Source organism: Streptococcus sp. A69 (assembly GCF_058556195.1).
On sequence record NZ_JBZUJU010000003.1, the window covers coordinates 1 to 22,102 of the forward strand.

The 22,102-nt window shown below is 42.8% G+C and carries 20 protein-coding genes and 1 pseudogene; 7 read left to right on the forward strand and 14 right to left on the reverse strand.

Annotated elements, in window-relative coordinates:
• Both AC4ME5_RS07540 and AC4ME5_RS07545 read right to left on the reverse strand, forming a co-directional pair.
• On the reverse strand, positions 1 to 989 hold a 989-nt coding region (locus tag AC4ME5_RS07540), incomplete at its 3' end, for a putative cross-wall-targeting lipoprotein signal domain-containing protein (protein ID WP_491800437.1).
• A gap of 167 nt (positions 990 to 1,156) precedes the next feature.
• Positions 1,157 to 2,356 carry a phosphoglycerate kinase gene (locus AC4ME5_RS07545; RefSeq protein WP_001096767.1) on the reverse strand — a complete coding sequence of 400 codons (1,200 nt, stop codon included), beginning with the start codon at positions 2,354 to 2,356 and terminating at the stop codon, positions 1,157 to 1,159.
• 353 nt (positions 2,357 to 2,709) lie between these two features.
• On the opposite strand from AC4ME5_RS07545, the pseudogene AC4ME5_RS07550 reads away from it, so the two are divergent.
• Positions 2,710 to 3,635, forward strand: a pseudogene (locus tag AC4ME5_RS07550) (helix-turn-helix transcriptional regulator).
• 84 nt (positions 3,636 to 3,719) lie between these two features.
• A complete protein-coding gene (locus tag AC4ME5_RS07555; RefSeq protein WP_025168475.1) occupies positions 3,720 to 4,088 on the forward strand; it encodes a hypothetical protein in 369 nt (122 codons plus the stop codon).
• 114 nt (positions 4,089 to 4,202) lie between these two features.
• On the opposite strand, the gene AC4ME5_RS07560 is transcribed toward AC4ME5_RS07555, so the two are convergent.
• Positions 4,203 to 8,927: an endo-beta-N-acetylglucosaminidase gene (locus AC4ME5_RS07560; RefSeq protein ID WP_491800438.1), complete on the reverse strand. Its 4,725-nt coding sequence runs from the start codon at positions 8,925 to 8,927 to the stop codon at positions 4,203 to 4,205.
• Between the two features lie 333 nt (positions 8,928 to 9,260).
• Here AC4ME5_RS07560 and AC4ME5_RS07565 point away from each other — a divergent pair, with 333 nt between their 5' ends.
• A complete protein-coding gene (locus tag AC4ME5_RS07565) occupies positions 9,261 to 10,892 on the forward strand; it encodes a Na/Pi cotransporter family protein (RefSeq protein ID WP_491800439.1) in 1,632 nt (543 codons plus the stop codon).
• 96 nt (positions 10,893 to 10,988) lie between these two features.
• On the opposite strand, the gene AC4ME5_RS07570 is transcribed toward AC4ME5_RS07565, so the two are convergent.
• Together AC4ME5_RS07570 and pepA are read right to left on the reverse strand one after the other, a co-directional pair.
• Entirely contained in the window at positions 10,989 to 11,285 is a 297-nt protein-coding gene (locus AC4ME5_RS07570) for a bacteriocin immunity family protein (protein WP_000840146.1), read from the reverse strand.
• Between the two features lie 20 nt (positions 11,286 to 11,305).
• Complete coding sequence (gene pepA, locus AC4ME5_RS07575; protein WP_096422764.1) at positions 11,306 to 12,370, reverse strand: glutamyl aminopeptidase; 1,065 nt, start codon at positions 12,368 to 12,370, stop codon at positions 11,306 to 11,308.
• Positions 12,371 to 12,606: 236 nt separating this feature from the next.
• Here pepA and AC4ME5_RS07580 point away from each other — a divergent pair, with 236 nt between their 5' ends.
• From AC4ME5_RS07580 to AC4ME5_RS07595, 4 genes are all read left to right on the forward strand, one after another.
• Positions 12,607 to 13,566 (forward strand): ABC transporter permease, encoded by a 960-nt coding sequence (locus AC4ME5_RS07580; protein WP_491800440.1) that lies wholly within the window; start codon positions 12,607 to 12,609, stop codon positions 13,564 to 13,566.
• Positions 13,556 to 14,512 carry an iron chelate uptake ABC transporter family permease subunit gene (locus AC4ME5_RS07585; protein ID WP_491800441.1) on the forward strand — a complete coding sequence of 319 codons (957 nt, stop codon included), beginning with the start codon at positions 13,556 to 13,558 and terminating at the stop codon, positions 14,510 to 14,512. Before AC4ME5_RS07580 ends, AC4ME5_RS07585 begins: the two co-directional genes overlap by 11 nt.
• Entirely contained in the window at positions 14,509 to 15,261 is a 753-nt protein-coding gene (locus AC4ME5_RS07590; protein ID WP_033583384.1) for an iron ABC transporter ATP-binding protein, read from the forward strand. The genes AC4ME5_RS07585 and AC4ME5_RS07590 overlap by 4 nt, the downstream gene beginning before the upstream one ends.
• A 97-nt stretch (positions 15,262 to 15,358) precedes the next feature.
• Positions 15,359 to 16,324 carry a siderophore ABC transporter substrate-binding protein gene (locus AC4ME5_RS07595; RefSeq protein WP_084938860.1) on the forward strand — a complete coding sequence of 322 codons (966 nt, stop codon included), beginning with the start codon at positions 15,359 to 15,361 and terminating at the stop codon, positions 16,322 to 16,324.
• Positions 16,325 to 16,355: 31 nt separating this feature from the next.
• Here the strand turns inward: AC4ME5_RS07595 and yidD are convergent, their stop codons facing one another.
• Genes yidD through racE form a run of 9 tightly spaced genes read right to left on the reverse strand, consistent with a single transcriptional unit; the run spans position 16,356 to position 22,071 of the window.
• Positions 16,356 to 16,598, reverse strand: coding sequence for a membrane protein insertion efficiency factor YidD (yidD, locus tag AC4ME5_RS07600; RefSeq protein ID WP_247941821.1), 243 nt, complete (start codon positions 16,596 to 16,598; stop codon positions 16,356 to 16,358).
• Positions 16,598 to 17,320 carry a pseudouridine synthase gene (locus AC4ME5_RS07605; RefSeq protein WP_001222211.1) on the reverse strand — a complete coding sequence of 241 codons (723 nt, stop codon included), beginning with the start codon at positions 17,318 to 17,320 and terminating at the stop codon, positions 16,598 to 16,600. The genes yidD and AC4ME5_RS07605 overlap by 1 nt, the downstream gene beginning before the upstream one ends.
• A complete protein-coding gene (gene scpB, locus AC4ME5_RS07610; RefSeq protein ID WP_000105285.1) occupies positions 17,307 to 17,876 on the reverse strand; it encodes an SMC-Scp complex subunit ScpB in 570 nt (189 codons plus the stop codon). The genes AC4ME5_RS07605 and scpB overlap by 14 nt, the downstream gene beginning before the upstream one ends.
• An 18-nt stretch (positions 17,877 to 17,894) precedes the next feature.
• Positions 17,895 to 18,623, reverse strand: a complete 729-nt coding sequence (locus tag AC4ME5_RS07615) for a segregation/condensation protein A (RefSeq protein WP_491800442.1) — start codon at positions 18,621 to 18,623, stop codon at positions 17,895 to 17,897.
• Complete coding sequence (gene xerD, locus AC4ME5_RS07620; protein ID WP_491800443.1) at positions 18,623 to 19,357, reverse strand: site-specific tyrosine recombinase XerD; 735 nt, start codon at positions 19,355 to 19,357, stop codon at positions 18,623 to 18,625. Before xerD ends, AC4ME5_RS07615 begins: the two co-directional genes overlap by 1 nt.
• Positions 19,354 to 19,815 carry a cyclic-di-AMP-binding protein CbpB gene (gene cbpB, locus AC4ME5_RS07625; RefSeq protein WP_000560696.1) on the reverse strand — a complete coding sequence of 154 codons (462 nt, stop codon included), beginning with the start codon at positions 19,813 to 19,815 and terminating at the stop codon, positions 19,354 to 19,356. Before cbpB ends, xerD begins: the two co-directional genes overlap by 4 nt.
• Entirely contained in the window at positions 19,812 to 20,333 is a 522-nt protein-coding gene (locus AC4ME5_RS07630; RefSeq protein ID WP_491800444.1) for a metallophosphoesterase, read from the reverse strand. Before AC4ME5_RS07630 ends, cbpB begins: the two co-directional genes overlap by 4 nt.
• Positions 20,309 to 21,319 (reverse strand): nucleoside-triphosphate diphosphatase, encoded by a 1,011-nt coding sequence (locus AC4ME5_RS07635; protein ID WP_491800445.1) that lies wholly within the window; start codon positions 21,317 to 21,319, stop codon positions 20,309 to 20,311. Before AC4ME5_RS07635 ends, AC4ME5_RS07630 begins: the two co-directional genes overlap by 25 nt.
• Positions 21,277 to 22,071 (reverse strand): glutamate racemase, encoded by a 795-nt coding sequence (gene racE, locus AC4ME5_RS07640; protein ID WP_491800446.1) that lies wholly within the window; start codon positions 22,069 to 22,071, stop codon positions 21,277 to 21,279. The genes AC4ME5_RS07635 and racE overlap by 43 nt, the downstream gene beginning before the upstream one ends.
• Between the last annotated feature and the right edge of the window lie 31 nt (positions 22,072 to 22,102).

Below are 22,102 nucleotides of genomic sequence, written 5' to 3' on the forward strand. Positions count from 1 at the left end.
GCATCAGCATTTGCCTTTTGAACACGTGCCAACTCTGCCTGGTAAGCTGCTAATTTAGCTTGATAATCAGCATCATTATCCTCTTTAGCTTTCTTAATAGCTGCAAGGTCTGCTTCATACTGCTTCATCGCTGCGTCATAGTTTGCTTTGGCAGTTTCATTACGTTGTTTAATCGCTTCATTTTCAGCTTGAAGCGCTGCATTTTTTGCAGTATTTTCCTTTACTGCTTTATCATATGCCTCTTTAGCTTCAGCATTAGCTTTTTGTACTCGAGCTAATTCTGTCTGGTAAGCTGAAAGTTTATTTTGATAATCCTGTTGACTATCTTCGTTTGCTTTTTTGACAGTTGCTAAATCTTTTTGATATTGTGCTAGCTTAGCTTCATATTCTGCTTTAGCTGTTGCATTGGCAGTGTTGATTTTTTCAACTTCTTCTTGATGACTTTTTAGATCTTTTTGATACTTGTCATCCGCTGCTTTGTTTTCAGCATTGATTTTATCTGTTTCAGCCTGATGAGCTGCGACTTCTTTTTTATATGCTTCAGTCGTTGTCTTTATTTCTTCAGCCTGTTTAGCATAGTCGTTTTTAATCTCATCTTGTTTTTGAGCATTGTCTGTAGCAGTTGTGGCTGTTCCTTTGTCGTTTGTTTCATCTTGAACCACCTTAACTCCTGCGGATTTTGCATCAGCAACTGCTTTATCCAAATCAGCTGATGATACTTCTACTGGCAAAGCTGACTCTTTAGAACCAGCCTTAGCTTGGCTTTCTTTGGCGGCTTGGCTCATTTCACCCTGAGCTTCAGGTAAATTTGTGGCTGGGTTTCCTGTAGTAGCTACCTCAACCGTACTTGTACTAGTTGTCTCTGTAACTTCGTCAGCAAATACTGCTTTGTCTGCAAAAGCAATCAAAGCAGTTCCTAAAACAGCTCCACACAAAGTTTTCGCAACTTTGCTTTTACGAAATCCATAGACTTCTTTTTTATTTTTCATTATAAGCCATTTCCTTATCTAAATTTAGTCGTTACTTCTTATATTAACACTTTACAAGGCAAGATGCAAATATTTACTCTTTTTTTCTCTCCATTTATAGAAAAATTCCACATGTTTATAAATTAAATTAAAAAGAAGATGGCGAAACCATCTTCTTAATTATACTCTTATTTTTCTGTGAGTGCAGCCAATCCTGGCAATACTTTACCTTCAAGGAGTTCCATTGATGCTCCACCACCAGTAGAGATCCATGAGAACTTGTCTGCACGACCAAGGTTGATCGCTGCGGCAGCTGAGTCACCACCACCGATGATTGATTTCACTCCTGGTTGTTTCACGATAGCGTCCATTACACCGATTGTACCAGCTTGGAAGTCTGGGTTTTCAAATACACCCATTGGTCCGTTCCATACAACTGTCTTCGCACCAGTCAATTCTTGATCGAATTTAGCAATAGATTTTGGACCGATATCCAAACCAAGGAAACCTGGATCTACTGCTTCACCTTCAGTGTCTTTCACTTCAGTGTAGTCAGCAAATGCGTTTGCTTCTTTTGAGTCAACTGGCAAGATCAATTTGCCGTTTGCTTTTTCAAGAAGAGCTTTCGCAACATCCAATTTGTCTTCTTCAACAAGTGAGTTACCGATTTCGATACCTTGAGCTTTGTAGAATGTGTAAGTCATCCCACCACCGATAAGAACTTTATCAGCTTTTTCAAGCAAGTTTTCGATAACACCGATCTTGTCTGAAACTTTTGAACCGCCAAGAATCGCTACGAATGGACGTTCTGGAGCTTCAACAGCTTCTTGGATGTAAGCAATTTCGTTTTCAAGAAGGAAACCAGCAACAGCTTTTTCAACGTTTGCTGAGATACCAACGTTAGATGCGTGTGCACGGTGAGCTGTACCGAATGCATCGTTTACGAAGATACCATCTCCAAGTGATGCCCAGTATTTACCAAGTTCAGGATCATTTTTAGATTCTTTCTTGCCATCAACATCTTCGAAACGAGTGTTTTCAACCAAGAGAACTTGTCCATCTTCAAGAGCGTTGATTGCTGCTTCCAATTCAGCACCACGTGTAACACCTGGGATAAATTTAACTTCTTGTCCTAACTTAGCAGCCAAGTCAGCAGCTACAGGAGCGAGTGATTTACCTTCTTTGTCTGCTTCTTCTTTTACACGGCCAAGGTGAGAGAAGAGGATTGCACGTCCACCTTGTTCAAGGATGTACTTGATAGTTGGAAGAGCTGCAGTGATACGGTTGTCATTAGTAATCACGCCATCTTTAACAGGTACGTTGAAGTCAACACGAACGAGAACTTTTTTCCCTTTCAAGTCAACGTCTTTAACAGTCAATTTTGCCATTAGATATGACTCCTTCTTTTTTTATATGTGTTAATTATATCACAAAATCCGCAAAAGAGATAGAAAAACCCTAAACTTTTCTTGTTCATTCTTCTATCTATTAACCTAAAAACCTAGGATTTCAGTAAGGGAAATAGAAATTTTCACATAATTCGGTTGGAATAATTTAGGAAAATTTCTTGATTGATCTGCCTAATTACTTCTATACCATTCTTTTTCTAACATTTTAATCCTTAATATTCCAAACTCTACAGTCCTTCTTTTTGAATTGCTAGGTTTCTTATTATACAATATAACTAAAATAGTTTCTTCAGTTTGTGCTATTTGAGATTAAAAGAAGGGGAATTGCTACCATGAAATTAGAAAGACTAATCTATATTTTACTGTCTCTTTTAAATAAGAAGAGGATAACAGCTAAAGAGATTGCAGAGAGGTTTGAAATATCTACTCGAACTGTATATAGGGACATGGATACACTCAGTTTAGCGGGAATCCCAATCTATTCGGAACGTGGAGATAAGGGAGGTTTCTATATACCAAGCGACTATAAGATAGACAGAAACTTTTTCACTGAGGAAGAGAAACAGTTTATCATTAATATGAGCCAAAATGTTAGTAAAATCGTTGGTCATTCAAGTCTTGACAGTATCGACACAAGCTGTCTTCTCAAGAAATTACAAGAGCAAACAGTCCTTTTTACTTTGATCTCAGTTCCTGGACTCTTAATACAAATTATTTACTAGAAATTGAGGAAGCGATACAAACTGAACAGATGATTTCTTTTTCTTACTATTCGAAAAAACAAGAGAAAAGTCAGCGAACAGTTATTCCATACAGATTGATCTATAAACTGAATGCTTGGTATGTTATCGGTTACTGCTTAGAAAAATTAGATTTTCGTATTTTTAAATTAACTCGAATTCGTGAACTAGAACTAGTGGAGATAAAAGATAAACCATTCGATTATCCACGTTTATCTCAAGAAAAGTTAGAGCTTTTTTTAAATCCCCCAAAACATAAAGTGGAGGGGCAAAGAGAAGAAATCGAACTAGTTTTTACAAGATTTGCACTCCCAAAAATCTACGATCACTTCACGGAAGAAGAAATCAGAGTCGAGGACGAAATAATAAAAGTTCAGGCATTCAGAGCTTTAACTCCTGCATTTTTTGATTTACTCTTAAGCTTTGGTTATCAAGTAAAGGTCGTATCTCCAAGTCACTTACAAAATCTACTGGTCAGTACTCTCAAAAAAAATCTTCAGCAATATGACAACCTGTAGTCATATTGCCTTTTGTATACTCTTAAGTGGGCAAAATATTTCATGATATTCATCATAGCCCAATTATTTTACAGGAGGTTCCAAATGGATACAAAAACACTTGCAGAAAGCTATTTTACGGCAGTAAATGAGGGAGGCTGGGAAGATTTCGTAGCTGAAAACTTTGATTATGGCATGTGCGATAGTATAGAAATTCGACAAGGACGTGATATTTATTTGCAAGGCGCAGGCCAATTCTATGCTTTGAGCCAGCATCTTGAAGTGAAGCAATTACTTGTTGATGGTCGAACAGTCTCAGCTTTAAATCGCTACCGTCTACATTCTCCTCAAGGAAAAGAACTCGAACTGGATGTCGCAGAATTTCTGAAATTCGATGAGTTTGATAAATTAGTTGCATCCAATATTTATTTCGACACCTATCGTTTTCAAAAATTTATCCAAGGAATTGAATAACAAAAATCTAGCTTCAAATTTACTCTTCAATTTCAAAACTAAAAACAAGGTCTGACTAATCTACAGCCAAACCTTGTTTTTAGTTTTTACGAGAAAATCCAATATTCAAACCGATTAGTCTTCTCTCTTCTTTCTAGCAAGTAGGCCATAGCCACTCATCACTCCGAGGAGTCCCAGCGCTACTAGGCTAGCTTCCCTTGTCGCTCCAGTATTTGGAAGTTCTTTACTTGCTTCTTTAACTTTTGCCGATGTTGCTGAGAGCGCTTGATCCCTTGTTTGTGAGACTTGCTCTTCTTTCGTTCCCACTTCAACAATTTCTGGAAGAGCTTCCTTGAGAACTTCAGTCGAACGAAGGGTACGATTGCCTTGAGCATCTACTTCTACAAAGCGACGAATTTCCCCTTCCTCTCCTTTTTGGACAAGTTGACGTTGACCTTTCAGAAGTTCTGAGTTTGGATGTTCTTGACGTTCAAAGGCTACTGCAACTTCTTCAATTTCTAGTTTCGGAGTTGCTAAAACTAAATCTTTCACACCTTCAGCTGGTTGGTTGCTTGATAGAACTTTTGTACCAACTTCGGTGATTTCTGGGATTGATTCCTTGACTACCTCAGTCGAACGAAGAGTGCGTTTGCCTTGGCTATCTACTTCTACAAAGTGGCGAACTTGACCTTCAACTCCAGCTTGCACAACACGGCGTTGTCCTTTGAGAAATTCGGAGTTTGGTCGCTCCTGACGTTCGAAGGCTGTTGTTTCAGTTTCCACAACTAGCTCAGGGAGGGACTCAACCGTCGGGGCCACTTCATTTGGATCCATGCTACCAACATGATGACTTTCTTCTGCAGGAGCTAGTTTCTTATTCAGCTTTTCTTTCATGTCCACAAAAGCTTGTGGAGTTGGTGTTTGTGAAGATAATAAGGCTTCAGCTTGGGCAATCAACTCAGCTTGAGAATCTTTTTCACGGACGGATTCGAGCAAGCCTTCCAACTCTTCTCTAGCAGTCTGATAACGTTGATTTCCATCCAAGGCTGTCCCTGCTTGTTTCAACTCATTCAAAGCCCGATTGACTTCTTCTTGGCTAGCATTATGGTTTTCTGCTACAGCTTTCGCTACATTGAGCTTCTCTACTAGTGCTGCTTGTTTGTCCTCGCTTGAGAAGGTGTAGGCAAGGGTTGACTGACGGCCTTGGGCAGCAGTAATTTCTTGTTTGAGGTACTCGTCGTTGACAGCTGCTTTTGGAGAAACCAAGACATCGAACTCAGCTGTGTGTCCCTTGTAATGAAGAGTCAAGGTCTGACGACCAGTCTTTTGAGCATCGTAGCCCGTAACTTCAACACCTTGATCTGTGAAGGCATGGCTTTCTTCTGTCTCATCATCATAGAGAACACCGAAGCGACCTTCTGCAAGATCCAGTTGATCCCCTACTAGATAGTCTGTTTTCGGTTTCTTAGTAATGTACAAACCTGCTACTTCTTTTGGTTTTCCTTCATCTTGACCAGTCACTTGTACGTTTAAATTACCAGCAACTGGAAGTCCAAGGTAGCTGACTGTGAGCTTCTGTTCTCCTTTTTGATGAGCATCGTATCCAGATACCGTCACACCTGAGTGAGTAAGGTTAATCAGCTCGTCAGCTTGTCCCCCTTCGTATTGAACGCGGAGTGTTCCGCCTCTGAGGTCCAGTTTTTCTCCCTCTTTATAAACCGTCTTCTTAAGTCCTTTTTCAAGACTAACTGCAGCAATCTTTCTCTCATCCTGTGGAATAGCTACAGCCAAGGTGTTACTGATTTCTTTACCAGGTAGTTGGGTACGATAATAGAGTAGATTTGGTTGCTTGTCAAAGGCCAATGGTGCTGTTGCTAGGTCACCACCATTTTCAGACTTCAAAGTTGCAATCGGTGTTTGTGAATCAGCCTTGTCGTAAACGGTGATGGTTGCGCCTGCTGGAACATCAGAGAAGCCGAGTTGAACTTGATGGTTTCCAAGCGAACGAGCAGCTACCTTAGCCATTGGAATATTTTGACTTTCTGTGTCCAGGGTTTCATACATCTTCCAGTTGTAGATACGAATGGCCTTCCAAGGTGTCCCATTATCTGAAGTGATAACTTTTAGACGCCAGTCTTGAGCGATGATTGGTTTATCAAGAGTGATATCTGTCACGTGTGCTTTATTGCCACGGACCTCCTTAGCTAACTTCCATTCACCATCCGCATCTTTATAATAAAGGTCAAAGTCCTTGGTGTTCATCAAACCGTCGTTTACGGATTCTCCACCAGCTCCCGCATGATCCATGACCCATCTAACAACAGTACGTGGCTTGGTCAAGCGAATATCCACACTACCGCTCAACTGAGCTGAAGACCATTTATCTGACAAGCTAGTAATGGTGCCGTTCAACATACCTTCAATGCCTTCTCCACCTTCAGTATTTGGGAAAGTGCTACCGATAACCTTTGCACCTGGAACAATATTTTCAGCTAAAGGTCTTGGGAGAGTGGTATCTTGAACAGTCATCCCCCAGTTAAAGGATGCCGTCGCCGCTTCGGAACGAAGTCCATTTTTACCAACTGCAACGACTTTCAATTCCTGAGTCCTACCAGTCGCATTAGCTGAGCGGCTAACTTTTGGCAAGTAGATGGTTGAAGCAGATGAACCTGTCAACAAACGCCAGTTGTCCCCATCTTTTTCGTAGACTTCATAGAAGTCTGCATCTTGGTTACCCGCAAACTGGACCACTGCTTCAGCTTCTTGGGCATTTTTAAGAGATTGTTTCACCACAGAAAGACCCGTCGGCGATTGTGGTGCTTGGTGATTGTCTGAAATTGTTAATTGACCTAGGTTAAACTGATAATCTTTTACAGCACCTTCATGTTCGAAGAAGAGTTTAACCGCATAGATGGTTTTACCTGCTAGTGAGCTAAGGTCAATTTCTTCATTTGTCCAGTTGTCAGAAAGAGTCAGTTCTTTCCATGCCTCCGCATCCTCAAATTTGTAGTCTAGAGTCGTAGAGAGGGCCATATAAACTTTCGAGCCTCTTCCTCCCTTGTGGGCAACCCGAAGTTTGGTTTTCTCCGTTACTTCTAGTTTGGTAGAATACAAATTCACATCTTGGTCCGTCTTACCAGCTACATCACCTGAGAATTTAAGAGAGTTTCCGCCATTGTAGGCATCTGTAAAGTCATATTCTGCACGGAGTTTTTCACCCGTTGAAGTCTGCCACCAGCGCCATGTTGGCAAGACACCTGAAACCGAACGGTAGTTCCACTCAGAATCCTTAGAAACCTTACCATCTACAAACCATTTTCTACCATGACCTGTATTAAAGGAGGTCGTGAAGGTTCGTCCTACTGCTGGTGTGCGGTCCGCAACCAAATTGGAAATTCCATACCACTCTTTGTCTGCTGGTTTTTGAGCTGTCGGATCTCCTTGGTAACCTGTAAAAAAGATGTCTTCGTTCTTATGGTAGTCTTCACCTGTTTTTCCTAGGCTGGTAATCGTATCTGGCGCAAAAAGTCCAAGTGACAAGCGCAACTTGCCATTTTCATCTAAGAGAGCATCCCATTTGACTTTTGTCTTATAAGAACCACCTTGTTGCAATTCCAAGCCTGCAAAGACATCATATTGACTACGTTCTAGCCATTTTGCCATCTCTACAGAGTAGTCATTCTTTTCCTTGTTCCAGTTGAAATTGGCAAAAAATTGATCTGCAGGGACCTTGTCACCTTCTTTTTGCATAAACTGGTAGTTGTATTCTCCCAGTCCATCTTCGTGGTATCGACCGTATTTGTAGGTCATGGCATCGTACCAAGCATACTTGATTGGATGGTTGACTTTAGCTGCGTATTCTTTTGTATAGAGCATGAATTGGCGCATTTTTTCACCAAGAGGTGCTACCAATTCCCCTGTTGTTTCCTGATTAATGAAATAGCCATCAAAGCCATAGTACTTAGCAAGATCGACAAGTTTTCGTGCGATAGGGAAGGTGCCATCTGCGTCTTGTTTCAAGGCAGCTGCAAATTTCTCTTGGTCGGCAATGCTATTTGACCAGTTGAAAAAGAGGGTTCCATAAACGGGAACTCCATTACGGTGCCCTACATCAATGACATCTGGAGTTGGGACTAGGCCTTCCCAGAAGACCATTGAATCCAAATATTGCCAGTAATCAAAGGCGTAGGCTTTGAATTCTTCTCCACCAACAGAAGCGTGGTCTTTAGCCTTTGAGTTCGTGTTTGCTAGCGCCTGAACTTTAGCTCTTCTGCTTGCTTTTTCGTTAACCAACTGACCTCTATGGCGCTTGGCGAGTTCAACTGAGGAACGATTGATGGGATCATCCTCACGCGCACCCGGTTCCCATTTCAACAAATCCTCCCATATATCAAATTTGATTTCTTTTGGTCGGAGACTCTTTTCTTCATTTTTAGGAACGTCTGCTAGAGTTGGTTTGTTCGCTTTCTTTTCAGCTACTTGAGGAGCTTCCTCTGGTTTGACTTCTTCTTTTTCAGTTGGTTGAGCAGGTTTTTCAGCTTTATCCGTCGGAGTTGGCTTCGCTTCTTCTTTTTCATTAACTAAATCCGTTATTGCTGGAGTGTTTTCTGAAATGGGTTGCTCAGCTACTTTGTTTTCAGTTTCCTCTAATTGCTTTTCGATAGCTACAGTGTCTGGATTAGCAGTTTCACTCACATTTGCCGCTTGAGCGCTCGTATTAGTAGCTGTTTCAGGGGCAGTGACTTGTTCAGCAAGGGCTGGACTCGCAAATAGAGCTGAACCAATCATCAAGGAACAAGCTCCGATTGACAGCTTGCGAATACTGTAACGGCACCGTTTTTCAAAAAATAGATCTTTCATCTTATCCTCCTAATAAAATAAAAAGTAAGCGCTTTACTTTTTAGATAAACAGTAACTGTTCTCAGTGCACAACACCAGAACAGGATCATCTTCATTTTATCTTATATGAAAGCGTTGTCAATATACTTGACACAAAAACTATAGCTAGGATAATAATCAGTAAAATTTGGACATGATTGAATAAAACCACTCTTGGAAAGTAAATTTACTCCCTATTTTTAAAGCAAGTTGCCTTTTCTTAGGAAAATTTCATCTAAACACTTGTTAGATTTACTTTTATCCTTTAAAATAGAATGGGAGAAATTCCGCGATTATTTTTCGGAGGAAAAAGAAATGTCCATTAATTGGCAGGAAATTTTATTTCACTTTTTAGGTGGTCTGGGGCTATTCTTATATAGTATCAAGACCATGGGAGACGGTTTGCAACAAGCTGCTGGAGATCGCCTTCGTTTTTACATTGACAAATATACCAGCAATCCCTTCTTCGGTGTGCTGGTTGGTATCGGTATGACGGCGCTGATTCAATCAAGTTCTGGTGTTACTGTCATTACAGTGGGACTAGTCAGTGCGGGACTTTTGACCTTGCGTCAGGCTATCGGTATTGTCATGGGTGCCAATATTGGAACCACCGTTACATCCTTTATCATCGGTTTTAAGCTAGGAGATTATGCCTTACCTATGCTCTTTATCGGAGCTGTTTGTCTTTTCTTCACCAAGAATCGCTCCATCAATAACATCGGACGGATTATCTTTGGTGTGGGTGGTATCTTCTTCGCCCTCAATCTTATGAGCGGTGCAATGGAGCCCCTAAAAGACCTGCAAGTCTTTAGAGACTACATGGTTGAACTAAGTAAGAGTCCTATTCTAGGTGTCTTTGTCGGAACTGGACTGACCCTACTCATTCAAGCTTCATCCGCAACTATCGGTATCTTACAGAACCTGTACGCAAGTGGTTTGATTGACCTACAAGGTGCCCTACCGGTCTTGTTTGGTGATAATATCGGAACGACCATTACAGCCATCATTGCTTCTCTTGGAGCCAATATCGCTGCCAAACGTGTTGCCGGTGCCCATGTCGTCTTTAACGTGATTGGTACGGTCATCTGTATTGTCTTTCTTGTACCTTTCACTGGCTTGATTCAATGGTTTGAATCTACTCTCAATCTAGCTCCAGAAATGACCATTGCCTTTGCCCACGGAACCTTTAATATTACAAATACCATTATCCAGTTCCCATTCATTGGTGCCTTGGCTTACATTGTGACCAAGCTCATTCCTGGTGAAGATGAGGTTGTCAAATACGAAGCTCTCTACTTGGATGAACAACTCATCAAGCAGGCTCCTTCTATCGCTCTAGGAAATGCCAAAAAAGAACTGCTTCACTTGGGGAACTATGCTTCAAAAGCTTTTGACCTTTCCTACGACTACATCATAAATCTAGATGAAAAACTAGCGGAAAAAGTCCACAAGACTGAAGAAGCCATTAACACAATTGACGAGAAACTGACTCGCTACCTGATTAGTCTTTCTAGCGAATCATTGAGCCAAAAGGAAAGTGAAATCTTAACCAATATCCTCGATTCATCTCGTGATTTGGAACGGATTGGGGACCATGCAGAAGGCTTGCTCAACCTAACCGACTACCTCCAACGTAAGAATGTTCAATTTTCTGATGCTGCTTTAGAGGAATTAGCTGAGATTTATCAAGCAACAACTGCATTCATCAAGGATGCCCTTGATAGTGTGGAAAACAATGATATTGAAAAAGCTCAGAGTCTGATTGAACGCCATAAAGAAATCAACAATATGGAACGCGTTCTCAGAAAGACCCACATCAAACGCCTTAACAAGGGTGAGTGTTCTACACAAGCCGGGGTCAACTTTATCGACATCATTTCTCACTACACTCGTGTGTCTGACCATGCTATTAACCTAGCTGAAAAGGTCATCGCTGAACAAATCTAAGTACCTAAAAGCTATCCTGAATGGGATGGCTTTTTTCGTCTCCTCATTAAGAATTTCTTTTGGAGCATATAAAAAATGCTTTGATTCACAATGGAATCAAAGCATTTTAAAGAGTTCACCAAACATAATAGCAGAAACTGCAGTGCCCCTGTACTTGGCTTCTTCTCTTTTGATAAAACGCGCCAAGTTGATCAACTCAGGTGCTGGGTGTTTGGGATTGATGAGCAATTCACGGGTGACCAGTCCTGAGAGTCGGACTGCTAGTAATTGCTCATTTGTAGTGGGTAGTTTTTTAGCAGTCTCTAGGAGAGCAGCAACTAAATCTTCACTCAAGCCCTGACGAGCATGGTTGTAGAGATCTCTTATAAGGCTTTCTAGGTTTGGTTCTGCCATCCTGACCGCCTCCCTTATGCTTAATAATTTTTAATCAAATCAACCGTTGAACGGTCCAATTTTTTCACCAAGGCTTGCAAGAAAGCTTGGGCTTCTAAGAAGTCATCCATCGCGTAGAGAGTTTGGTGAGAATGGATATAACGAGCGCAAACACCGATAGTTGTTGATGGAACCCCACCATTTTTCAAATGAGCTGCGCCAGCGTCTGTTCCACCTTTTCCACAGTAGTATTGATACTTGATGCCAGCTTCTTCAGCCGTTGTCAAAAGGAAATCCTTCATACCTGGGAGAAGCAAGTGACCTGGATCGTAGAAGCGAATCAAGGTTCCATCCCCAATCTTACCTTGGCCGCCGTAGACATCACCTGCTGGCGAACAGTCAACTGCCAGAAAAACTTCTGGGTCAAACTTAGTTGTGGAAGTATGAGCGCCACGGAGACCAACTTCTTCTTGGACATTGGCACCAAGATAGAGTTCATTTCCGAGTTTTTGACCTGACAAGGCTTCTGCTAACTCGCTTACCATGAGGACACCATAGCGGTTATCCCAAGCTTTTGAGATGATATTTTTTTCATTGGCTGTCAAGATAGCGGAGCTATCAGGGACAATGGTGTCACCTGGACGGATACCAAAGCTTTCTGCTTCAGCCTTGTCTGCAAACCCACCATCAAAAATGATATCTGAAATAGCTGGCATAGTTGGTCCACCTGTTCCACGTGTCAAATGTGGAGGGACAGAACCTGAGATCACTGGAATTTCACGACCGTCACGAGTAAAGAGTTTGAAGCGTTGACTGCTGACCACCATAGGGTTCCAGCCACCGATTTCAACCACACGGAAGGTTCCATCTTGCTTAATTTCGCTGACCATAAAACCAACTTCGTCCATATGAGAAGCGACCAAGACGCGTGGGGCATCCGCAACTTCTGAATGCTTGATACCGAAAATACCACCTAAGCCATCTGTCACTACTTCATCCACGTGCGGTGTCAATTTTTCACGAAGATAAGTCCGGACAGGCGCTTCGTGGCCTGAGATCGCAGCAAGCTCTGTTACTTCTTTGATTTTTGAAAATAATGTTGTCATATCAGTTCCTTCTTTCTGTCCTCCATTTTACCACTTTTTATAGGAGAAGGATAGTGGGAAGGTAGATTGGTTTTTACTCAGTTTTCCAATAAAAGAGAGGGGCAGATGTTATTTCAGGAATTTTTCTTTCTTTTTACATTAAATTGTCAGAAAATTCATTGACAGATTAAAGAAATCGTGTTACATTTATATCCGCAGGTATCTTTCGATACCAAATCTACAAGAAAGGACGGGGCATGAAACTCTCTCATATTTTAACAGGCTTACTTCTACTCCTGGTCTTTCTCTCCATTACCATTGGAACCAGTGATTTTTCTTGGGAAAAATTCTTTGCTTTTGACCAACAGACCTGGCTTCTCTTTCAAGAGTCGCGTCTTCCAAGAACCATCAGTATTCTCCTTGCAGCCTCTAGTATGAGCATGGCAGGACTCCTCATGCAGACCATTACTCAAAATCAGTTTGCTGCCCCAAGCACAGTCGGAACGACAGAAGCCGCCAAACTGGGAATGGTGTTAAGCCTCTTTGTCTTTCCATCTGCGAGTCTGACCCAAAAGATGCTCTTTGCTTTTGGCTCATCCATCTTATTTACCCTCTTCTTTCTGGCCTTTATGACTATTTTTTCTGTAAAGGAAAGGTGGATGTTGCCCTTGATCGGAATTATCTATAGTGAGATTATCGGTTCTGTCACAGAAGTTATCGCCTATCGTTTCAATCTGGTTCAGAGTATGACTGCTTGGGCCCAGGGCTCCTTCTCCATGATTCAGACTCATCAGTATGAGTGGCTCTTCTTAGGCCTCATTATCCTGATAGCCGTTTGGAAATTATCCCAAACCTTTACCATTATGAATCTAGGAAAAGAAACCAGTGAGAGTTTAGGAATTTCTTACTCCCTACTTGAAAAACTGGCTCTCTTTCTGGTGGCGCTAACGACAAGCGTCACCATGATTACCGTGGGTGCCTTGCCTTTTCTCGGGGTCATCGTGCCCAATCTTGTCCGCAAGCGCTATGGAGATAATTTGAGTCAAACCAAACTCATCGTCGCTCTGGTCGGAGCCAATCTGGTTCTAGCCTGCGACCTCCTCTCTCGAATCTTGATTCGGCCCTATGAGCTGTCTGTCAGTCTCCTACTAGGAATCATCGGTAGTCTCGTCTTTATTTTACTGCTATGGAGAGGGGGACAAAAGGATGCTGTCTAAAAGCAAACATACCAAGCTCTTCTGCCTTCTCATTATTCTGGCCATCGGAGCTTGTCTCCTCTACTTTTGGCCTATTAGTCACCTATCTGTCTTTGCTTGGAAGCTGCGTTCCCAAAAAATCATCGTTTATCTCTTGGTAGCTATCGCTACTGGAATTTCGACCATTAGTTTTCAAACCCTGACGGAAAATCGCTTCCTGACGCCAAGTATTTTGGGAATCGAATCCTTCTATGTCTTGCTACAGACCCTGCTACTAATATTTGAAAGCAAATTTCTACAGCTTGGAAAGTCTCCTATCTTAGAATTTCTAGTCTTGCTTCTGCTTCAATCCCTCTTCTTTCTCGCCTTACAAGGCTACTTGAAGACGCTGATGAAGCAAAATCTGGTTTTCATTCTGCTAATCTGCCTAGCCCTGGGAAGTCTCTTTCGAAATATCAGTACCTTCCTCCAAGTCCTGATGGATCCAAATGAATACGATAAACTGCAGAACAGTCTCTTTGCCTCCTTTCAGCATCTCAACACTTCCATCCTAGCCATCGGTTCTCTGATCATCCTCGCCTTAACAATATTTTTCTTTCGAAAAGCAGTCGTTCTGGATGTCTTGCACCTGCAAAGAGAAACGGCTCAGATACTGGGACTAGATGTTGAAAAAGAACAGAGAGAACTCCTCTGGGGCATCGTGCTTTTGACCTCAACAGCCACTGCCTTGGTAGGGCCTATGGCCTTCTTCGGCTTTATGCTGGCCAATCTCACTTACCTGATTGTCAAAGATTATCGGCACAAGTTGCTCTTTATCGTGGCTATTCTGATTGGATTTATCAGTTTGACCTTGGGGCAAGCCCTCATCGAACGAGTCTTTGCGCTGGAAATTCGCATCAGCATGATTATTGAGAGTGTGGGTGGCTTCTTATTCTTTATCTTACTTTACAGGAGGGCACGTCGGTGAAACTGGAAAACATTGACAAATCCATTCAAAAACAAGATATTTTGCAAGACATTTCGCTTGAAGTCAGTCCTCATAAACTGACAGCCTTCATTGGTCCAAATGGTGCTGGAAAATCAACTCTTCTCTCCATCATGAGCAGACTGACCAAGAAAGATCAGGGAATTCTTAGTATCAAAGGGCGTGAAATCGAGAGTTGGAATTCGCAAGAACTAGCCAAAGAACTGACTATCCTAAAGCAGAAGATCAATTACCAAGCCAAATTGACTGTAGAAGAACTGGTCAGCTTTGGACGTTTTCCCTACAGCCATGGTCGACTGAAGGCAGAAGACTGGGGAAAAATCCGAGAAACTCTGGACTATCTGGAACTGACAAACTTAAAAGACCGCTACATTGATAGCCTGTCTGGTGGACAGTTGCAACGTGTCTTTATCGCTATGGTACTAGCCCAGGATACAGACTTTATCTTGCTGGACGAACCGCTTAATAATCTCGATATCAAGCAAAGCGTCAGCATGATGCAGATACTTCGGCAACTGGTGGAGGAACTAGGGAAGACCATTATCATCGTCCTCCACGATATCAACATGGCTAGCCAGTATGCGGATGAAATTGTTGCCTTTAAAGACGGTCAAGTCTTTTGCAAGGGAACGACTGCTCAAATCATGCAGGCTGACCTGCTCAGTCAACTCTATGAGATTCCCATCACGCTGGCTGATATCAATGGCAAAAAGATCTGTATCTATAGCTAGCTATTCTGAACTCATGTCAGAGAACCCTCTGTCTCTTAGCTAACAAGCCTATCTAAGAGCCCCCTAAATCGTTATCATATTTTAAAAAGGAGAAATTATGAAAACATCCCTTAAACTTTATCTCACTGCCCTAGCGGCTAGCTTCTTGCTCTTACTTGGTGCATGTAGTACAACTAAAACTACGAAGCAAACAGAGACAAGTAGTTCTGCTCAAACAGAAGTAACCATTAAAAGTTCACTAGATGAGGTCAAACTTTCAAAGGTTCCTGAAAAGATTGTGACCTTTGATCTCGGTGCTGCGGATACTATTCGCGCTTTAGGATTTGAAAAGAATATCGTCGGAATGCCTACAAAAACTGTGCCGACTTACCTAAAAGATCTTGCAGGAAATGTCAACAATGTGGGTTCCATGGTTGAGCCAGACCTAGAAGCCATTGCTGCTCTTGAACCGGATTTGATTATCGCTTCTCCACGTACCCAAAAATTCGTAGACAAGTTCAAAGAAATCGCTCCAACAGTCCTCTTCCAAGCAAGCAAGGACGACTACTGGACTTCAACCAAGGCTAACATCGAATCTCTAGCAAGCGCCTTTGGCGAAACTGGTACACAGAAAGCTAAAGAAGAATTAGCTAACCTAGATAAGAGCATCCAAGAAGTCGCTACTAAAAACGAAAGTTCTGACAAAAAAGCCCTTGCTATCCTCCTCAATGAAGGAAAAATGGCTGCCTTTGGTGCTCAATCTCGTTTCTCTTTCTTGTATCAAACCTTGAAATTCAAGCCAACTGACACCAAATTTGAAGATTCTCGCCATGGCCAGGAAGTCAGCTTTGAAAGTGTCAAAGAAATCAATCCTGACATCCTCTTTGTCATCAACCGTACCCTTGCCATCGGTGGGGACAACTCTAGCAACGATGGCGTCCTAGAAAATGCCCTCATCGCTGAAACTCCTGCCACTAAAAATGGTAAAATTATCCAACTAACACCAGACCTCTGGTATCTAAGCGGTGGCGGGCTTGAATCAACTAAACTCATGATTGAAGACGCACAAAAAGCTTTGAAATAAGCAAGAAAACCCAACATCACCTGATGTTGGGTTATTTTTTTTCTTGATTACGTTTGAGGGAAAAGTGGTCTGGGACAGGATCTTTTCCTATTGGCGACCAGGGGTGGCAACGTAAAATCCGAGCCAGGCCCATCAGAACACCCTTGAAGCCATGTTTTTCAATAGCCTGAATCATGTAGTTGGAACAAGTCGGCTCAAAGCGACAAGAGGGTAGAAAGGCCGGTGAGATAAAACGTTGGTAAAAGCGTACTGGCGCTATTAAGATTCGTTTCATTATTTCTTGGTTACAGCCATAGTGTGTAGTTGGCTGATTTCTTTTTTATTAAGACGACGGGATTCTCCTGGACGAAGACCTGTCAAGTCTAAGTGTCCAAAACGTGTCCGAGACAACTTATCCACTTGAAGACCGACGGCTTCAAACATCTTTTTAACCTGATGATTACGCCCCTCATGGATAGTCAACTGCACTACTGAGCGATTTTTGACTGGATCCACTTTGAGAATTTCGTAAACAGCTGGCTTGGTTTTCTTGCCATCAATCTCAAGACCACGGGTCAAGGGACGGAGATTATCCTTATTGGCCACACCTTTAACACGCGCAACGTAGACCTTGTCAATCTCATTACGTGGGTGAATCATCTCGTCTGTAAAGTCCCCATCATTGGTCAAAATCAAGACACCTGATGTATCCCAGTCCAAACGTCCCACAGGGTAGATGCGCTCTTTGACATTGGGCAAGAGGTCCACAACAGTCTTGCGGCCCTTGTCATCTGTCACACTGGAAATCACACCGCGTGGTTTATTAAGCAGATAGTAGACCTTTTCTTCGTTGTAGATTGGTTGACCTTCCACTTCGACTTTGTCGCCAGCCTTGATAGTGGTTGCTAGTTCACGCACCACTTGGCCGTTGACCGTTACCAAGCCTTGCTTGATCAGTTCTTCTGCTTTTCTCCTACTGGCCACACCTGCGTGGGCAATATATTTATTGATTCTCATCTTCTTCTATCCTTTCACCAAATAATTGGCTTTCTTGAGCTTGAATCTCAAGCTCATCAATCACTGGCAGTTCTTCCAAATGGTTAATCCCCATGTAATCTAGGAAATAATCCGTCGTTACATAGAGGTTAGGGCGTCCAAGCACCTCTTTTTTCCCGTCTTCTCGTATCAATTCAAAAGCCTGTAACTTTGCCAAAGCTCCACTCGAATTAACCCCACGAATAGCGTCGATTTCTATACGTGTGATGGGTTGCTTATAGGCAATAATGGACAAGGTCTCAAGGGCCGCCCGAGATAAACTCTGATTGATGGGAGCTTTGGAGTATTCCTTCAAAATCGCTGCAAACTGAGGCTTGGTCACCAATCTGTATGCTCCACCAGTCTCAATCAGGGACAAGCTCGAATCCTGATCTTTTTCATACTTTTGAGCTAATTTTTCTAAACTCTGCTGGATGCCTGTCGGGGGAAGCGATAGGAGTTCAGCCAACTGACGGACTCGAATCCCATCTTCACCTGCTACAAACAAGAGCGCTTCTATTTCTGCTAAAGTACTCATCTTTCCTCTCTATCAAGTCTAGCTTTGTGCCTCTTGACTTTCTTCCTTCTTTTCCATGAGATAGATATCTCCGAAACTCTCCTCTTGAACAAGGATCAGTTCTTGGGTTTTGATTAACTCTAAGGTCGCCAAAAAGAGGGTAATGACCTCTTGGATATTTTGGGCTTCCTTGAACAAATCCTGCAAACGCAATTGATCTCGTCCAGTCAAGGACTCTTTTACGATAACCATCATATCCTCAATCTTATACTCATCCCGCAAGATGGTCGTGTGATTCTGAGCGAATTCCTCTTTTTTCTTGGCTAGGATATTTGAAAAAGCCAAAAAGAGGTCAATGGTCGTCTTGTCATGCACAAGCTCCGCATCTTCGTAAATCAACTCTGTCGGCGCTTTGGAATAGTACTGGGCACGATCTTGGTGTTTAGCCTCCAAGTGCTCACCCAAGAGCTTGAACTTGCGGTATTCTTCGATTTGAGAGAGAAGGTCCTGCTCCAGATCATCCTCCAAGTCTGTCACTTCTGCTACCTTTGGCAAGAGCTTGCGACTCTTGATCAGCATCAGCTGACTAGCCATGACCATATACTCGCCCGTCACTTCCAGACGCATGGCCTGCAAGGTTGAGACATAGGCTAGATACTGTTCGATAACTTCTGTAATGGGCACATCGTAGATATCCATCTGGTACTTTGAGACTAGGTGCAAGAGCAGGTCCAGAGGCCCTTCAAAATCTTTTAATTTAATATCCATTATCTATATTTTTCTAAGGTCAGGACTGTTTTTAATCCTAGTTTTTTTGCAATTTCGTACAAATCGACTTTCATTTCTATCTGTCTTAGAATGAACTGTTCCCGCAAGGCTTGAGCGGATAAGGTTGGGAAACCTTTCTCCTTGACAAAGGACTCCAACTGACGAAAGGCCCACTGACGAGAATAGGCTTTCCCTCCCCTTTCAAAAAGATAGGTCTGCCCCATCAAGGGTTCTAGCTCCGGAATCAAGGTCGTGGGTATGGTGACAATCCTCTGTTGGGAAGCCTTGTTAATTCGCAACACCTGAAAATCCAGATTGATATCTGCAACCTTGAGAGCTAAAATCTCACTCGGCAAGAGCCCCATTCCCAAGATAAGAAGTGCCAGCAAGCGTCCTTCTGGATAATCACTTTCCTGCCAAAAAGACTCTAGATCTAGCAATTCTGGCTTTTCGGTCTTCTTTTCAGCTTGTTTGGCTAATTCCAAGCGGTAAAAACTGCCCACCTCTCCTGTTTGATAGAGAAAGAAGAGGAATTGGTTACAGGCCGAAAGTTTCCGTTTCTGGGCGCTCATTTTTAGATTGGCTAGCTGGGCTTGGTACATCTTGAGACTTGTCTCAGAAATCCGCTCCCCTACAATATCTAAAAATTGCTCCAGATCATACCTATAGGACTGCTTTGAATTGGCAGACAAGCCCTGCTTTTCTTCTAAAAAGTCTGAAATCCTATCTCTCATTTGCATCGAATCTCATATTCCTTACTAAAGTCATGCAAAAGGGCATTAACTGCCTTGAGGATGGACTTGCGCGTGATGATTCCTTGGAAAATTCCTTCATCATCTACGACCGGCAAGAAAGGTTCATCTACCAGTTTATGGAGGACTTCAGTGATATTATAGTCTGGAGCGACGACTGCTACGTCCGTCTTGGTCATATTGACGATGTCTGTCGTCGCCATCTGTTCATCTGTCAAACCTTGCTCCATTTGATATGCCAAAATATCTCTCAGACCAATGGTCCCGACAAAGCGTTTATCAAAGGTCACAACAGGAATACGGGTATAGGTGATTTGACTCAACACCAAGATCGCATGGTCAGCGTTATGGGTATCAATCAAAGCTGCTAGATTCTCGGCAGGGGTAAGAAAAGTTTCTTCCTGCTCCAGTAAAAATGCTTCAAATTCCTTGGCAATCATCGAGCAAACTCCTTGGATAAGCCTGGATAAATCTCATGATCACGTGTCAAAAAGTCTACTTTGAAATAGCTGCCATCAATCTCCACACGAGCATAGAGGCATTCTCTGATGGTTCCTCGTGGCTGGCTGATGGAGCCTGGATTGAGAAAGAGTGTCTTTCCTTCCATCCAAGCACTTGGCACATGCAAATGACCATAGAGACAGATATCGGCATCTTCTTCCTGAGCCCAGAAATCCAATTTTTGAAAGTTGAAATTGATGTCAAACAAGTGTCCATGGGTCTGGATGATCTTGGTTGGACCAAGTTGAGTCACCAAACGTTCTGGGTAGCCAGCATAAAAGTCCATATTTCCTTTGACGACATGGATATCCTCCCAGAGCGGAGAGTCTGGACGGAGTTCTGAGTCACCATCGTGAAAAATGGCATCAACTTTACCCAGATAGCGGTCACGGATTTCTTCCACAATCAAGCTATCGCCATGGGAATCACTCATTACAATGATGGTTTGCTTTGCCATGATGGAAATACCTCCAAAAGTTTCTTAACGGCTAAGGCGCGGTGAGATTGGCTATTTTTTTCTTCAAGGGTTAGCTCTGCTGCTGTTTTCCCAGTTTCTCCTACAAGGAAGAGCGGGTCATAGCCAAAGCCATTTTCCCCCTTGGGTTCAAAGTTAATGTAGCCCGGCCAGTCAGCTTCAACCACCAAACTTTCCTTACCTGGACTGGCTACAACTAGGGTCGTATGGAACTGAGCCGAACGGTCCTTGAGATCAAAGACCATGGCCAATTCGTGCAAGAGTTTGGCATTATTTTCACGGTCAGTCGCTCCCACTCCTGCAAAACGGGCTGACCAGACACCTGGCAAACCACCAAGGACATCGACTTTGAGGCCTGAGTCATCTGCTAGAACCATCTTGCCAGTTAGTTGGGAAATGGTTTCTGCCTTCAGGCGGGCATTTTCTTCAAATGTCATGCCTGTTTCAGCTACTTCAGGAAGATCTGGATAGTCATTGAGATTTTCCACATCGTAGCCTAACTTGTCAAAGATAGCTCGGAACTCCTTGGTCTTGCCCTCGTTACGAGTCGCAATCAACAAGGTTTCTCTAACCTTACTAGTTTCAAAGAAGTCTTGAACATCGACCCCTTCTTTAGGCAGTTCGACATGCAAAAGCTGTCCATTTTCAATTAAAAGTAAGGCTCCCTGACGTTGGATGACTTCCAAGTTACGTCCTGCTTCCGCATTTAAAATCTCAACGATAAAGGAGAGCAGACGGTAGTTGGAAGACCAGCGCATCACCGTTATCGTAATTGGAAAGCCATTTTCCTCATCACGAAAAATCCGCGCTAAATCCATAAAATCAAGCTCAAGAGGATCTTTGATGAGACTGTAGATGCCTCCATAGACATCCCAGACACCGACATACCAGTCCTGGTCATCCTTGTATTCATAAATTTTGTTTGTCATAAAGTTACATGCTCCACATGAATCTCTTTTTCCAGCCATTCTTCCCCAATTTGGGCAAAACTTTGGCTATTGGCTGTTGTGTAAAAACGGTGATCAAGTGGTCCAGCATCTCGGCTACGATTGATTTCAAAATAGTTAAGCAAAACCGAGATATCCCGTACACACTCTGCCCCACTATCGATGAGCTGAACCTTAGGTCCCATGACATTTTGGATGATAGGGCGAAGGAGTGGGTAATGGGTACAACCCAGAATCAGGCTATCCACCTTTCCAACCAAGGGACGCAGGGTTTCATAGACTACTTTCTTGGTGACACTGGTTGACAGGGCACCTGACTCCACCAAGGGAGCAAACTTAGGACAGGCCAAACTCTCCACTTGTAAGTCTGGATCCAGATCATGGATTTTCTGACGGTAGATGTCTGATTGGACCGTCATGGGAGTTCCAATCACCCCAATTTTCCCACCTTGACTGGACTTGATGGCTGCCGAAGCTCCTGGCAAAATCACACCTAGGACAGGAATGTCTAGTTGGGCCTTGATCTCTTCCCAGACGACCGCAGTCGCAGTATTACAAGCAATGACAATCATCTTAACATCCTTGGTCAAAAGAAAGTTGACCAACTGCCAAGTATATTCACGGATTTGCTCAGCAGGACGGGGACCATAGGGCGCCCGTGCCGAATCTCCAATATAGACGATTTCTTCATGGGGAAGCTGGCGCATGAGCTCACGAACAACGGTCAAGCCCCCGACACCCGAATCCAAAAAACCAATTGGTCGATTATCCATATAGTCTTCTTTCTAGTCTCTTTTCTGATTG

Coding starts and splice junctions, on each gene's coding strand:
- racE (WP_491800446.1), bottom strand. CDS start 22,071: ATGGATAATCGACCAATTGGTTTTTTGGATTCGGGTGTCGGGGGCTTG.
- AC4ME5_RS07545 (WP_001096767.1), bottom strand. CDS start 2,356: ATGGCAAAATTGACTGTTAAAGACGTTGACTTGAAAGGGAAAAAAGTT.
- AC4ME5_RS07595 (WP_084938860.1), top strand. CDS start 15,359: ATGAAAACATCCCTTAAACTTTATCTCACTGCCCTAGCGGCTAGCTTC.
- cbpB (WP_000560696.1), bottom strand. CDS start 19,815: ATGATTGCCAAGGAATTTGAAGCATTTTTACTGGAGCAGGAAGAAACT.
- yidD (WP_247941821.1), bottom strand. CDS start 16,598: ATGAAACGAATCTTAATAGCGCCAGTACGCTTTTACCAACGTTTTATC.
- AC4ME5_RS07615 (WP_491800442.1), bottom strand. CDS start 18,623: ATGGATATTAAATTAAAAGATTTTGAAGGGCCTCTGGACCTGCTCTTG.
- AC4ME5_RS07580 (WP_491800440.1), top strand. CDS start 12,607: ATGAAACTCTCTCATATTTTAACAGGCTTACTTCTACTCCTGGTCTTT.
- AC4ME5_RS07605 (WP_001222211.1), bottom strand. CDS start 17,320: ATGAGAATCAATAAATATATTGCCCACGCAGGTGTGGCCAGTAGGAGA.
- pepA (WP_096422764.1), bottom strand. CDS start 12,370: ATGACAACATTATTTTCAAAAATCAAAGAAGTAACAGAGCTTGCTGCG.
- AC4ME5_RS07585 (WP_491800441.1), top strand. CDS start 13,556: ATGCTGTCTAAAAGCAAACATACCAAGCTCTTCTGCCTTCTCATTATT.
- AC4ME5_RS07555 (WP_025168475.1), top strand. CDS start 3,720: ATGGATACAAAAACACTTGCAGAAAGCTATTTTACGGCAGTAAATGAG.
- AC4ME5_RS07630 (WP_491800444.1), bottom strand. CDS start 20,333: ATGGCAAAGCAAACCATCATTGTAATGAGTGATTCCCATGGCGATAGC.
- AC4ME5_RS07565 (WP_491800439.1), top strand. CDS start 9,261: ATGTCCATTAATTGGCAGGAAATTTTATTTCACTTTTTAGGTGGTCTG.
- AC4ME5_RS07570 (WP_000840146.1), bottom strand. CDS start 11,285: ATGGCAGAACCAAACCTAGAAAGCCTTATAAGAGATCTCTACAACCAT.
- AC4ME5_RS07560 (WP_491800438.1), bottom strand. CDS start 8,927: ATGAAAGATCTATTTTTTGAAAAACGGTGCCGTTACAGTATTCGCAAG.
- AC4ME5_RS07635 (WP_491800445.1), bottom strand. CDS start 21,319: ATGGCTGGAAAAAGAGATTCATGTGGAGCATGTAACTTTATGACAAAC.
- xerD (WP_491800443.1), bottom strand. CDS start 19,357: ATGAGAGATAGGATTTCAGACTTTTTAGAAGAAAAGCAGGGCTTGTCT.
- scpB (WP_000105285.1), bottom strand. CDS start 17,876: ATGAGTACTTTAGCAGAAATAGAAGCGCTCTTGTTTGTAGCAGGTGAA.